Raw genomic sequence first — 12,568 nt, 5'->3', positions numbered from 1 at the left:
TGTGGACAACCGGCGGTCCGGCCTGTGGACAACGCACGGGGGCCGCCGGAGCACTAGGCTCGTCAACCATGAGCGACAGGCACCACATCAGTCAGCACTTCGAGACGCTCGCCATCCACGCGGGCAACACGGCGGACCCCCTCACCGGTGCGGTCGTACCGCCGATCTACCAGGTCTCGACCTACAAGCAGGACGGCGTCGGCGGTCTGCGCGGCGGCTACGAGTACAGCCGTAGCGCCAACCCGACCAGGACCGCCCTGGAGGAGAACCTCGCCGCCCTGGAGGGCGGGCGGCGCGGGCTCGCGTTCGCGTCCGGCCTTGCGGCCGAGGACGCCCTGCTGCGCACGCTGCTCAGCCCCGGCGACCACGTGGTCATCCCGAACGACGCCTACGGCGGCACGTTCCGGCTGTTCGCGAAGGTCGTCTCCCGGTGGGGCGTGGAGTGGTCCGTCGCCGACACCAGCGACCCGTCCGCCGTGCGGGCCGCGATCACCCCGAAGACCAAGGCGGTCTGGGTGGAGACCCCCTCCAACCCGCTGCTCGGCATCACCGACATCGCCGCCGTCGCCCAGGTCGCCCACGACGCCGGTGCCCGGCTCGTCGTCGACAACACCTTCGCCACGCCCTACCTCCAGCAGCCGCTCGCGCTCGGCGCGGACGTCGTCGTGCACTCGCTGACGAAGTACATGGGCGGTCACTCGGACGTGGTCGGCGGCGCGCTGATCGTGTCCGACCAGACGCTCGGCGAGGAGCTCGCCTACCACCAGAACGCGATGGGCGCGGTCGCCGGGCCGTTCGACTCGTGGCTGGTGCTGCGCGGCACCAAGACGCTCGCGGTGCGCATGGACCGGCACAGCGAGAACGCCACGAAGATCGCCGACATGCTGAGCCGGCACGCGCGCGTGACGCGGGTCCTGTACCCGGGCCTGCCGGAGCACCCGGGGCACGAGACCGCCGCCAAGCAGATGAAGGCGTTCGGCGGCATGGTGTCCTTCCAGGTCACAGGGGGCGAGGAGGCGGCTGTCGAGGTCTGCAACCGCGCCAAGGTGTTCACGCTCGGCGAGTCCCTGGGCGGCGTCGAGTCGCTGATCGAGCACCCGGGACGGATGACACACGCCTCGGCGGCCGGCTCCGCCCTGGAGGTGCCCGCCGACCTGGTGCGTCTCTCCGTGGGCATCGAGAACGTCGACGACCTGCTGGAAGACCTCCAGCAGGCGCTCGGCTGATCGTTTCACCGCCCGTGGACCGGTCCGCGGGCCGGGGACTGGTCCACCGGCCGTGGACCGGCTCACCGGCTGTCGACCGGCTCACCGGCTGTCGACCGGCTCACCGGCTGTCGACCGGCTCACCGGCCGTCGACCGGTCTTACCAGCCGACGATGGGTGGGGTCGTCGTGGACGGCGGCTGCACCCACGGATGCACCGATGCCGCCCAGACCGCGAACGCCACGGCCGCCGCGCACAGCAGCAGCCACAGCAGCCGGCGGGCCCTGCGCCGGCGCCGCAGCATCCGGCCGCCCCGGCGCAGCACCTCGCCGTAGAGGTCGGGCGGTACCGGGGGCGGTGTCCTCTCCATGACCCGCCGGGCCGCCGCCTCGCGTTCGACCCGGTTCACGACGGCGCCACCTTCGCCCCCAGCACCGCGGGCGCCGCCTTCCGCGGCGGATGCAGCAGGGTGGCCGTCGCCCGGTCGCAGAGGGCGTGCACGCGCTCCGCGGGCAGGCCGAGCAGTGCCGCCGTCTGCTCCTCGGCGACCCCCTCGTACAGCCGCAGCACCAGGATCAGGCGCTCCTGGGGCGTGAGTCCCGCGAGGGCGCTGCGGGGGTGCGGGCGGGTGCGGCTGAGCGGGCCGCCGTACTGGTGCCAGGCGGAGTTCGCGAAGCGCAGCGCGAGGTGCTGACGGGCCCGGTCGTACGGGTCCTCGCCGCGCAGCCGGTCCCAGCCCGCGTACGTGTGCGCGAGCGCGAGGGTCAGCAGGCGCCGGGCGCGGGGATTGGCGTCCGGGCCCTCGGCGGTCAGCAGGGTGGCGGCATGCAGCAGCCGGCCTGCCGCGCCCGCGACGAACGCCTCGAACTCCCGGGCCCGGCGGGCGTCCTGCAGAGCCTGCCGATCACGCACCGCCCCTCCTCGGCTGTGGGGGCCCGGACGCGGTCACACCGGGGCCCGGTCTCATATGAGGCCAGGGCCGGGCCCACGGTCAAGAGCCGCGCGGCACGCGTGCGCGACGGATACGTGCGCGACGGATGCGTGCGTGACGGATGAGTGCGGCACGCGCGCGTGCCGGATGCGGCGGCTGCCCACGGCCGGCCGGCGGTCAGGAGGCCGACGGGGTGTCCGAGCCCGGCGACACCGCCATCCGCGCCGACAGCGCGCTGTTGAATCGGGTGAGCAGCGCGCAGAACGTCTCGCGCTCCTCCGGCTCCCAGTCCTGCGTCAGCTCCGCCATCAACTGGCGCCGCGACGAACGCACTTCCTCCAGCCGCGACAGCCCGCGCGGGGACAGCTGCAGCACCACGGCCCGGCCGTCCTCGGGGTGCGAGGTGCGCTTGACGAGCCCGGTGTCGACCAGCGGAGCCACCTGCCGGGTGACCGTGGACGAGTCGATCCCCATGCTCGCGGCGAGCGCCTTGACCCCCATGGGGCCTTCCTTGTCGAGGCGGTTGAGCAGCAGATACGCGGCGCGGTCCATGGAGTTGCGCACCTGTCCGACACCGCCGAGCCGGGTCTGTTCGGCACGGCGGGCGAACACCGCCACCTCGTGCTGCAGAGTGTCGAGAAGACCGGTGTCACCGACGGTCGTCATGTCCATCGACATTTCAGGTGTTGTGGGCATGGCCGGGGGCTCGCTTCATGAAAGGAGTGCTGATGTGGGGGACAGAGTACGCGGACAGGGGGCGAGCCGTACCGGCGCTGCGCAAACCGGTCTCGGAGCTTGGTCACACCCGCGCCTTCGGCCTGTGAACTGCGAGACTTGAGTCATGAGCTACGGCACGGCTGACTCCTTGCGCCCCGTCACCCTCGACGACGTGCGGGGCGCCCAGAAGATGCTCACGGGCGTGGCGCGGGCGACCGCGATGGAGGGCAGCAGGCACCTGTCCCAGCTGGTCGGGTCGCCGGTGCACCTCAAGTGCGAGAACCTCCAGCGGACCGGTTCGTTCAAGCTGCGCGGCGCCTACGTCAGGATCGCCGGGCTGCTGCCCGAGGAGCGCGCCGCCGGGGTGGTCGCCGCGAGCGCCGGGAACCACGCGCAGGGCGTGGCGTTGGCCTCGTCGCTGCTCGGCGTGCACTCGACCGTGTTCATGCCGCACGGCGCCCCGCTGCCCAAGATCAGTGCCACCCGGGAGTACGGCGCGGAGGTGCGGCTGCACGGCCAGGTGGTCGACGAGACGCTGGCCGCCGCCCAGGAGTACGCGGCCGAGACCGGCGCGGTGTTCATCCACCCCTTCGACCACCCGGACATCATCGCCGGTCAGGGCACGGTGGGGCTGGAGATCCTGGACCAGTGCCCGGAGGTCGGCACGATCGTCGTGGGGATCGGCGGTGGCGGGCTCGCGGCCGGGATCGCGGTCGCGGTGAAGGCGGTCCGGCCGGACGTGCGGATCGTCGGCGTCCAGGCGGCGGGCGCGGCCGCGTATCCGCCCTCGCTGGCGGCCGGGCGACCGGTCACGGTGGCGAACCCGGCGACGATGGCCGACGGCATCAGGGTCGGACGGCCCGGTGACGTGCCGTTCGCACTCGTCCAGGAGCTGGTCGACGAGGTCCGCACGGTCGGCGAGGACCAGCTGTCCGCCGCGCTGCTGCTCTGCCTGGAGCGGGCCAAGATGGTCGTGGAACCGGCCGGGGCCAGTCCGGTCGCGGCGCTGCTCGGTGAGCCCGGCGCCTTCGCCGGACCGGTGGTCGCCGTGCTGTCCGGCGGCAACGTCGACCCGGTGCTGCTGCAGCGGGTGCTGCGGCACGGCATGGCCGCGCAGGGCCGCTACCTGGCCGTGCGGCTGCGGCTGACCGACCGGCCGGGCGCGCTCGCCACCCTGCTCGGGGTGCTGTCGGCGGTCGACGCGAACGTCCTCGACGTGAGCCACGTCCGCACCGACCCCCGTCTCGGGCTCACGGAGGCGGAGGTCGAACTCCACCTGGAGACCAAGGGCCCGGCCCACTGCACCGAGGTCGGCCGGTCCCTGCGCGAGGCCGGTTACACGGTCATCGACTGAGCACGGCGGCCGTTTCCGGCGGTAAAGGTCCAGGTCCGCGCCCGTTCATTCACTCGTTCGAGGAAATCCGTCGACGGACGCGATACATCGCGTTATGGTGTGTCGCGTGGCCACCGCGCTCTCTTCCGCCCGCCGCCGTGCCGGCGGAAAACCACAGGCGGACCGAGGGTCGCATACCTAGCCTTCTCACAGAATCCCCGACGACGTGGAGACCCATATGCCAGGCGCCATCTATGCCGAAGGGCTGGTCAAGACCTTCGGTGACGTAAGGGCTTTGGACGGCGTCGACCTCGATGTCCCCGAAGGCACGGTCCTCGGACTGCTCGGGCCGAACGGCGCGGGCAAGACGACAGCCGTCCGCTGCCTGACGACCCTGCTCCGGCCCGACAGCGGCAAGGCCGTCGTCGCGGGCATGGACGTCCTCGGGCAGCCGGACGCCGTACGCCGCTCCATCGGCCTGTCCGGACAGTTCGCGGCGGTCGACGAATACCTCACCGGCCGCGAGAACCTGCAGATGGTCGGCCAGCTCTACCAGATGCGGGCCAAGCAGGCCAAGGCCCGCGCGGTCGAGCTGCTGGAGCAGTTCAACCTCAGCGACGCCGCGGACCGCCCCACCAAGACCTACTCCGGCGGCATGCGCCGCCGCCTCGACCTCGCCGCCGCCCTCGTCGTCTCCCCGCCGGTGATGTTCATGGACGAGCCGACCACCGGCCTCGACCCACGCAACCGCCAGCAGCTGTGGGAGGTCATACAGCAACTGGTCTCCGGCGGCACCACCCTGCTGCTCACCACCCAGTACCTGGAAGAGGCCGACCACCTCGCCCACGACATCGCGGTCGTCGACCACGGCAAGGTCATCGCCCAGGGCACCTCCGACGAACTCAAGGCCCGCACCGGCGGCGAGCGCGTCGAGGTCGTGGTGCACGAGCGCGGCCACATCCGGACCGCCGCCGAGGTGCTGCGCGGCTTCGGCAAGGGCGACACCACCGTCGAGGAGCACACCCGCAAGCTCACCGTCCCCGTCACCGGCGGCGCCAAGCTGCTCGCCGAGGTCATCCGCGAGCTGGACTCCCGGGGCATCGAGATCGACGACATCGCCCTGCGCCGCCCCACCCTCGACGACGTCTTCCTCTCCCTGACCGGACACGTGGCCGAGGAGAAGCCCGAGGGCGGCGGCGGGCCGGACAACAAGAAGGACACCCGCAAGGACAGCCGCAAGGAGGCCGTGAAGTGAGTGCCGTCAGCGACACCACACGGGTGCCGGCCGCCCCCGGCAACGCCCTGACCCAGTCGTTCCGCGACTCGATGGTCGTGGCGAAACGCAACCTGATCCGCATGTCCCGGATCCCTGAAATGATTATTTATGGGCTGATTCAGCCCATTATGTTCGTGGTGCTGTTCACCTACGTCTTCGGCGGTTCCATGCAGATCGGCGGCAGCACCAGCGCCGTCGACTACAAGAACTTCCTGATGGCCGGCATCTTCGCGCAGACCGTCACCTTCGCGACCGCCAGCTCCGGAGCCGGCATCGCCGACGACATGCACAAGGGGCTCATCGACCGCTTCCGCTCCCTGCCCATGGCGCGCGGCGCGGTGCTGACCGGGCGCACCCTCGCCGACCTGGTGCAGACGGCCCTGACCCTGGTGGTCCTGGCGGTGGTCGCCCTGATCGTCGGCTGGCGCGTGGGTACCGACGGCGACACCAACGCCGGCAAGGTTCTCGCCGCCTTCGGGCTGCTGCTCCTGCTCGGCTACGCGTTCACCTGGATCGGCGCCCTGATCGGGATGTCCGTCCGCACCCCGGAGGCGGCCACCTCCAGCGGACTGATCTGGCTGTTCCCGGTCACCTTCATCTCGAACGCGTTCGTGGACACCGGTCACATGACCCCGTGGCTGCGGCACATCGCCGAGTGGAACCCGTTCAGCGCCACCGTGCAGGCGGCCCGGGTGCTCTTCGGGAACCCCGGCCAGTCCCTGTCGGGAGCCTGGCCGATGCAGCACCCGGTGTGGGCGTCGCTGATCTACTCGGTTCTGATCATCGCGATATTCCGGACTCTGGCGGTCCGCAAGTACCGCTCCGCCACCGCCTGACGCCCGGCACGGCAAAAGCCCCCGGCGTCACGCGGACGCCGGGGGCGGGTGTCTGTCCGGGTCAGCCCGAGTAGGGCTCGGCCTTCAGGATCTTCACCGAGGCCTTCTTGCCGTTGGGCAGTTCGTACTCCGCGTCCTCGCCCACCTTGTGGCCGATCACACCGGTACCCAGGGGGGACTGCGGGGAGTAGGTCTCGACCTCGGCGCTGGCGTACTCGCGGGAGGCCAGGAGGAAGGTCATGGTGTCGTCCTCGTCGCCGTCGAAGGCGATGGTCACCACCATGCCGGGCGCGACGGCGCCGTCGGCGGACGCCGGGGCCTCGCCGACCTTGGCGTTCTCCAGGAGCTGGGTCAGCTGGCGCACGCGAAGCTCCTGCTTGCCCTGCTCCTCCTTGGCCGCGTGGTACCCGCCGTTCTCGCGCAGGTCGCCCTCCTCACGCGCGGCGGCGATCTTGGCGGCGATCTCCGTGCGCGCAGGACCAGACAGGTACTCCAGCTCGGCCTTGAGCTGGTTGTACGCCTCCTGGGTCAGCCAGGTGACGTTCTCGCTGGTCTGGGTCACAGGTGCTCCTCGTCGGTACTGGGAATACAAAGCATCGCCCTACCCGGAAGCATGTTCCTTCTTGGAAGGGCGAAACCACGAGCCTAACAATTCAACGACGGAAGGGGGAGGACATAAGCCATCAGAATTACGTCAACGCAGGTCAGGCCCTACGTATTGCGGCTGACGTCAGTCGGCGTGGCAGCCGAGCAGCTCCGCCGTGGTGCCCCGGGCCGTCGTACGGAGGGTGACCACCCGGTCGATCTCGGTCGCGGAACCGGTGAAGCGGAAGTCGGCCCGGCCCACCTCGGAGCCGTCCGCCGCCTGGGAGCGCAGTGTGCAGTAGCCGGAGGTGCCGGAGTCCTTGTGGACCTCCAGGTGCACCTCGACCGCGTCGTCCGACGCGGCGAAGGTCACGACCTGGGCGCTGATCTTGTTCTGTACGACATAGTGGTAGGCCCAGTAGCCGACCAGGACGAGCAGCAGGGCACCCAGCACCGCACCGGCGACCCTGAGCTTGCGGTCGGCGCGCTCGTCCGAGGAGCTGCCGTAACGGCCCTCGGGCAGCCGCGTGCTCGCGGTACTCATGATCGTCCTCCTGGCAGGAACCACCCCCGGACCCGTCGGGAACCGGACCCCGGAATTATTCGCCCCCCGATTCGGTCACTATAGAAGCCGCCGATCGCACCCCATGACACCGGGGCGCCGACTTACCAAGGATTGAGTCTTGACTGACCAGCTGCGACTGATGGCCGTCCACGCGCACCCCGACGACGAGTCGAGCAAGGGCGCGGCCACCATGGCGAAGTACGTGTCCGAGGGGGTGGACGTGCTGGTCGTGACCTGCACGGGCGGGGAGCGCGGCTCCATCCTCAATCCCAAGCTGCAGGGCGACAAGTACATCGAGGAGCACATCCACGAGGTACGCAAGAAGGAGATGGACGAGGCCCGCGAGATCCTCGGCGTCGATCAGCAGTGGCTCGGCTTCGTCGACTCCGGTCTGCCCGAGGGCGACCCGCTGCCGCCGCTGCCCGAGGGCTGCTTCGCCCTGGAGGACGTCGACAAGGCGGCCGGCGAGCTGGTGCGCAGGATTCGCGCGTTCCGCCCGCAGGTGATCACCACCTACGACGAGAACGGCGGCTACCCGCACCCCGACCACATCATGACCCACAAGATCTCGATGGTGGCCTTCGAGGGCGCGGCCGACGCCGAGAAGTACCCCGAGGCCGAGTTCGGGCCGGTCTTCCAGCCGCAGAAGCTCTACTACAACCAGGGCTTCAACCGCCCGCGCACCGAGGCGCTGCACCACGCCATGCTGGACCGCGGCCTGGAGTCGCCGTACGGGGACTGGCTGAAGCGGTGGAGCGAGATGGAGCGCACCGAGCGCACCCTGACCACGCACATCCCGTGCGCGGAGTTCTTCGAGATCCGCGACAAGGCGCTGATCGCGCACGCCACGCAGATCGACCCGGACGGCGGCTGGTTCAAGGTGCCGATGGACCTCCAGAAGGAGGTCTGGCCGACCGAGGAGTACGAGCTGGCGAAGTCGCTCGTCGACACCTCCCTCCCCGAGGACGACCTCTTTGCGGGCATCCGCGACAATGCCTGACATGAGCGCAAGCCTGGCACTGACGCACCTCGTCCCCCTCGCCAAGGAGGTCGACGAGAACAAGGTCACCCCCGGAGTCCTCGGCTTCATCGTCTTCGCGGTGATGGCCCTGGCGGTCTGGGGCCTGATGAAGTCCATGAACAAGCACATGCAGAAGGTCGACTTCAAGGAGTCCGCCCAGACCGGGGCGGACTCCAAGGCGCCGACGGCCGACCCCGGGAACTGACCGGCGTCAGATCGCGGCCGGTACCGGCACGCCCATCACCTCGCGGGCGTGCCGGCCCGGCACCATGCCCAGACGCCAGGCCTGCCAGCCCGCCTCCAGCTGCACTCCGCGTTCCAGCAGCAGTCCGTACGCCGTGACGTACTCGGCCAGCTTTCCGTCGCGCAGCGGGTGCGCCGCGCGGGCGAGCTGGGCCAGTTCCTCCTGGGCGACGGCCGTGCCCACCTCCACGCCGCCGGGCGCGGCGTACGGCAGCAGGGTGCAGCGCAGGAACCGGGCCCAGTCCTCGCCGCGCCGGTCGCCGTACGACGTGAACAGCGTGACCGCCTCCTCGCACAGGGCGAGGGCCTGCTGGGTGCGGGTGTTGCCGGCGTCGACGACGGCCAGCTCCAGGCAGGTCCAGGCCTCGCCGTGCACCACGCCGATGCGCTGGAAGTCGGCGCGGGCGTCGACCAGGAGCTGGCGGGCGAAGCCGGAGTTGCGCAGCGAGCCGGTCTGGGCCGCCCGCTGGTCGCGGGTGACCCGGGCCGAGTGGTGGCGGGCGCAGGCCAGACCGTAGACGTCCCGCATCCGGGAGAACATCGACCGCGACCGCTCCAGCTCACGGACCGACTGGTCCAGGTTGCCGGTCTCCTCCAGGGCCAGGCCCAGGTAGTACACCGTCCAGGCCTCGCCGCGCGCGTCCTCGTTCTCCCGGTGCCGGGCCGCCGCCGCGCGCAGTCCGTCGGCCGCCGGGGACGCGTCGCCGGCCACCAGCCGGGCCCGTGCCAGCTGGGTCAGCGCCCACGCCTCGCCGCGGGCGTCCCGGGTACGGCCGTAGCGGTCCAGCGCCGCCCCGAGCTCCCGCTCGGCCCGCGGTACGTCGCCCATGCGCAGCGCCAGCTGGCCGAGCTGGAAGTGCGCCCAGGCCTCGCCGTGCACCGAACCGCCCTCCCGGTGCAGGACGAGCGAGCGGGTGAGCAGGTCGAGGGACTCCGGCAGCCGGGCCCGGTCGCGCTGCACCGCCGCCAGGGCGTGCATGGTCCACGCCCGGTCGGTGGCCAGTTCGGGGGCCGCCTGGAGATCCAGGGCCTCCTGGAGCTTGGCGGCCGCCTCGGTGAGGTTGCCCTGGTGGTGCAGGGTGATCCCGAGCGAGCACAGCGCGCGGGCCGCGCCGGCGTCGTGATGTGCCTCCAGGTAGAGGTCGACGACGGAGGTGAGCGTGGTGCGGGCCTTGTCCAGCTCGCCCAGCTGACGGGCCGCGATGCCGGTACGCCACTGCACCGAGCGGACGAGCAGACCCTGGTCGACAGCCTGGGCCAACTCGCTGATCTCGCCGAGCCGGTAGAGGTCGCCGCGCAGCAGGCAGTAGTCGCACAGCGCGCCCAGCAGGTTCTGCACGGCCGCCTGGTCGACGCCCTCCGCGTGCCGCAGGGCCGCCGTGATGAAGCTCGACTCGTCGTCCAGCCAGCGCAGCGCCTCGTCGAGCGAGGTGAAGCCGTGCGGGCTGAACCGGTCCGAACGGGTCGACATGTTGCCGTCGACCAGCCGCAGCACCGAGTCGGCCAGCTCCGCGTAGTTCACGATCAGCCGCTCCTGCGCCGCCGTGCGGTCGGCCGGGGACTCCTCGTCCAGGAGCCGGGCCTGGGCGAACGAGCGGACCAGGTCGTGCAGGCGGTAGCGGCTGCCACGGACGTGGTCGATCAGGCCCGCCCGGGTGAGTGCGACCAGGTGCCGGGTGGCCTCGGCCTCGTCGGCACCCAGCAGGGCGGCGGCGGCCGCCGCGCCCATCGAGGCCCGGCCCGCGAGCGCCAGCCTGCGCAGCAGCCGCCGCCCGGTCTCCGGCTGGTCGGTGTACCGCAGCCACAGCACCCGCTCCACCGGCCCGACCGGGCCGTACGCACCCAGGTCCGTGGCCAGCTGGAGCGGCGAACGCGAACCCAGCGACGACCCCGCCACCCGCAGCGCGAGTGGCAGCCCGCCGCACAACTCCCGGATCCGGTCCGCGGACTGCGCGTCGTACGGCCCCGACGCGTCCTCGGCCGCCGCGTCCAGCAGCTCCTCCGCGCCGGCCGCGTCCAGCGCCGTGACCGGCAGCCGGTGCACCCACGCGGACAGGTCGGCGGGCAGGTCGAGCTGGTCCCGGGCGGTGACCAGGACCAGACTGTCGGAACGCTCCGGCACCAGCGTGCGCACCTGTTCCGGATCCGAGGCGTCGTCCAGCACGATCGTCACCGGGAGCCCCGTCAGGTGCTGGTGGTACAGCTCGCTCAGCCGTTTGACCTGCTGGTCGGCGGAGGAGCGCTCACGGAACAGCAGTTGTTCGCGCGGCGCGCCCAGCCGGTTGAGCAGATGCAGCAGGGCGTCCCGGGTGGGCAGCGGGGGCTCCTCCTGGCTGGCGCCGCGCAGGTCCACGACGACCGCACCCCGGAAGAGGTCCTTCAGCTCGTGGGTGGCGCGGACCGCGAGGGCGGTACGGCCGGAGCCGGGCTCCCCGTGCAGGACGACGACGGTCGGCCGGGTCTCCGTGGCCGCTCGGGCCGCCTGCGCCCACTGCCGGATCCGCGCCAGCTCCTGCTGCCGGCCGGCGAACGGGCCGTCTCCGTCGGGGAGCTGCCCGAACGACTGCTGCAGCACCGTACGCCTGCGGGCCGCCGCGCTCTTGTCCGCGCCGCGCAGCCCCGGGCCCTGCTTCTTCGGTCCTGTGGAGGCGCTGAGCACCCGCTGCTGGTCGAGGAACGGCCGGATGCCCCGTACCTCCAGCGCGGTCAGCCACTGCAGCCGCAGTTGCTCGGGGCCGCCGGGCTGGCCGGCCGCGCCGGCGTGGTGATGGGCGGCGGGCAGATGGGAGGCGGCGGCCTTGACGACCGTGGCGGCCGCCCCGATCACCCCGACGGCCACTCCCGCGCCGAGGGCCGTGGCCGCCCCGGTGCCCAGGGAGAGGTCGGCGACGGTGGCGGCGACCGCGGCGACGGCTGCGACCAGCAGGGGAGTTCCGGAGCCCTCCTTGGCGTAACGCCGGCCGAAGCTCGGCCGGTCGGCCTCCGTCTCGTCGAGGGCGTGGGTGTACGCCGTGTACTCCTCGGCGGCCGTCCGCTCCATCTCCGCCAGCCCGCCGCGTGCCCGGGACAGCAGCACCTGCCCGTCGACGCGGCCGCCGGAGCGGCGGACCTCCTCCTCCACGGCCCGTACCAGCAGCCGGTCGGCTTCCGCCCGATGGGCGTCCCGCATGTTCCGTCCCCCTCCAGCGGTAACTCCTTTGTCCACAAGTGTCCTTGCGGAGGGGCGCGATGGCGAGGGGGCGGCGATCAGGGGTGGGTGAGGGTTCGGTGGCGGTCGGGGCCACCGGGCGGCCGGGCCGGGCGGGCGGCCGGGTTACCGGGTGGCCGGGCCGGGCTGGGCGGTGGCCATGCGACCCCACCCTTTGGACAGGGCCAGGTACACGCAGGCAGCCGCCAGCCCCGCCTCCGCCACCGCGCTCGCCAGCGCCTCCAGCAACTCGGTGCCCACCGCCGACGTCGTTATGTCGAACCACGCGTCCAGCACCGCGACCGATGCCGTCGCCGACGCCGTGAGCCGGGCTCGGGCGTCGCCCCGCAGACCGAGTACCGCCGTTGCCGCACACCCCGCCGCCATCAGGACGTCCAGCCCGATCCAGGCCACCGCCCAGTTGTGCACCTCGGTCTTGGTGGGCAGCGTCAGCGCCAGCACCACCATCCACGGTACGAGCAGCACGGCGGACGACCCCAGAAGGATCAGTGCCCACCGCTTCAGCCGCCTCATCCGCTTCGCCCTTCGGGTCTGCGTCGCCGTTAACCACTTCAACACCTGATCCCCCTCGCCTTGTTCCGGACGGGTGGCTGTGGAACCTGTGAATCGCTCGGGTCCTCCGCCCATCCCGGGCCATGGCTTCACGCT

13 protein-coding genes are annotated in these 12,568 nt (G+C 71.8%); 6 read left to right on the top strand and 7 right to left on the bottom strand.

Annotated features, from left to right (window positions below; genetic code table 11):
* The first annotated feature begins 68 nt into the window (after positions 1-68).
* Positions 69-1,226 (top strand): cystathionine gamma-synthase, encoded by a 1,158-nt coding sequence (locus ACIQVL_RS12400; RefSeq protein WP_362595138.1) that lies wholly within the window; start codon positions 69-71, stop codon positions 1,224-1,226.
* Between the two features lie 139 nt (positions 1,227-1,365).
* Here ACIQVL_RS12400 and ACIQVL_RS12395 read toward each other — a convergent pair whose 3' ends face one another.
* From ACIQVL_RS12395 to ACIQVL_RS12385, 3 genes are all read right to left on the bottom strand, one after another.
* Positions 1,366-1,614 carry a hypothetical protein gene (locus ACIQVL_RS12395; protein WP_403443590.1) on the bottom strand — a complete coding sequence of 83 codons (249 nt, stop codon included), beginning with the start codon at positions 1,612-1,614 and terminating at the stop codon, positions 1,366-1,368.
* Entirely contained in the window at positions 1,611-2,117 is a 507-nt protein-coding gene (locus ACIQVL_RS12390) for a sigma factor-like helix-turn-helix DNA-binding protein (RefSeq protein ID WP_403475269.1), read from the bottom strand. Before ACIQVL_RS12390 ends, ACIQVL_RS12395 begins: the two co-directional genes overlap by 4 nt.
* A gap of 196 nt (positions 2,118-2,313) precedes the next feature.
* Positions 2,314-2,808 carry a MarR family winged helix-turn-helix transcriptional regulator gene (locus ACIQVL_RS12385; RefSeq protein ID WP_403443714.1) on the bottom strand — a complete coding sequence of 165 codons (495 nt, stop codon included), beginning with the start codon at positions 2,806-2,808 and terminating at the stop codon, positions 2,314-2,316.
* A 169-nt stretch (positions 2,809-2,977) separates the two neighbouring features.
* Between ACIQVL_RS12385 and ilvA the strand changes: the two genes are divergently transcribed.
* The 3 genes from ilvA to ACIQVL_RS12370 all read left to right on the top strand — a co-directional run bounded on the left by ilvA (position 2,978) and on the right by ACIQVL_RS12370 (position 6,298).
* Positions 2,978-4,207 carry a threonine ammonia-lyase gene (gene ilvA / locus ACIQVL_RS12380; protein ID WP_403443595.1) on the top strand — a complete coding sequence of 410 codons (1,230 nt, stop codon included), beginning with the start codon at positions 2,978-2,980 and terminating at the stop codon, positions 4,205-4,207.
* A gap of 217 nt (positions 4,208-4,424) precedes the next feature.
* On the top strand, positions 4,425-5,441 hold the full coding sequence (locus ACIQVL_RS12375) for an ATP-binding cassette domain-containing protein (protein ID WP_403475268.1): 1,017 nt from the start codon (positions 4,425-4,427) through the stop codon (positions 5,439-5,441).
* Positions 5,438-6,298 carry an ABC transporter permease gene (locus tag ACIQVL_RS12370; protein ID WP_403475267.1) on the top strand — a complete coding sequence of 287 codons (861 nt, stop codon included), beginning with the start codon at positions 5,438-5,440 and terminating at the stop codon, positions 6,296-6,298. The genes ACIQVL_RS12375 and ACIQVL_RS12370 overlap by 4 nt, the downstream gene beginning before the upstream one ends.
* 61 nt (positions 6,299-6,359) lie before the next feature.
* On the opposite strand, the gene greA is transcribed toward ACIQVL_RS12370, so the two are convergent.
* A complete protein-coding gene (greA, locus tag ACIQVL_RS12365) occupies positions 6,360-6,860 on the bottom strand; it encodes a transcription elongation factor GreA (RefSeq protein WP_403443603.1) in 501 nt (166 codons plus the stop codon).
* A gap of 168 nt (positions 6,861-7,028) precedes the next feature.
* Positions 7,029-7,427 (bottom strand): DUF4307 domain-containing protein, encoded by a 399-nt coding sequence (locus ACIQVL_RS12360; protein WP_403475266.1) that lies wholly within the window; start codon positions 7,425-7,427, stop codon positions 7,029-7,031.
* Positions 7,428-7,566: 139 nt separating this feature from the next.
* On the opposite strand from ACIQVL_RS12360, the gene mca reads away from it, so the two are divergent.
* Together mca and ACIQVL_RS12350 are read left to right on the top strand one after the other, a co-directional pair.
* Positions 7,567-8,448, top strand: coding sequence for a mycothiol conjugate amidase Mca (gene mca, locus ACIQVL_RS12355; protein ID WP_403443606.1), 882 nt, complete (start codon positions 7,567-7,569; stop codon positions 8,446-8,448).
* The gene (locus tag ACIQVL_RS12350) at positions 8,441-8,674 is read left to right on the top strand and encodes a hypothetical protein (RefSeq protein ID WP_403443609.1); all 234 of its coding nucleotides are present in this window, start codon (positions 8,441-8,443) and stop codon (positions 8,672-8,674) included. The genes mca and ACIQVL_RS12350 overlap by 8 nt, the downstream gene beginning before the upstream one ends.
* Before the next feature lie 6 nt (positions 8,675-8,680).
* On the opposite strand, the gene ACIQVL_RS12345 is transcribed toward ACIQVL_RS12350, so the two are convergent.
* Both ACIQVL_RS12345 and ACIQVL_RS12340 read right to left on the bottom strand, forming a co-directional pair.
* A complete protein-coding gene (locus ACIQVL_RS12345) occupies positions 8,681-11,881 on the bottom strand; it encodes a tetratricopeptide repeat protein (RefSeq protein ID WP_403475265.1) in 3,201 nt (1,066 codons plus the stop codon).
* Between the two features lie 144 nt (positions 11,882-12,025).
* Positions 12,026-12,433 (bottom strand): hypothetical protein, encoded by a 408-nt coding sequence (locus ACIQVL_RS12340; RefSeq protein WP_403475264.1) that lies wholly within the window; start codon positions 12,431-12,433, stop codon positions 12,026-12,028.
* Between the last annotated feature and the right edge of the window lie 135 nt (positions 12,434-12,568).

Origin of the sequence: Streptomyces sp. NPDC090499 (assembly GCF_044769305.1) — a bacterium.
Lineage (GTDB): Bacteria > Actinomycetota > Actinomycetes > Streptomycetales > Streptomycetaceae > Streptomyces.
The sequence above is the reverse complement of the archived record's forward strand: the minus strand, read 5'-3'. Positions and strand labels throughout refer to the sequence as shown.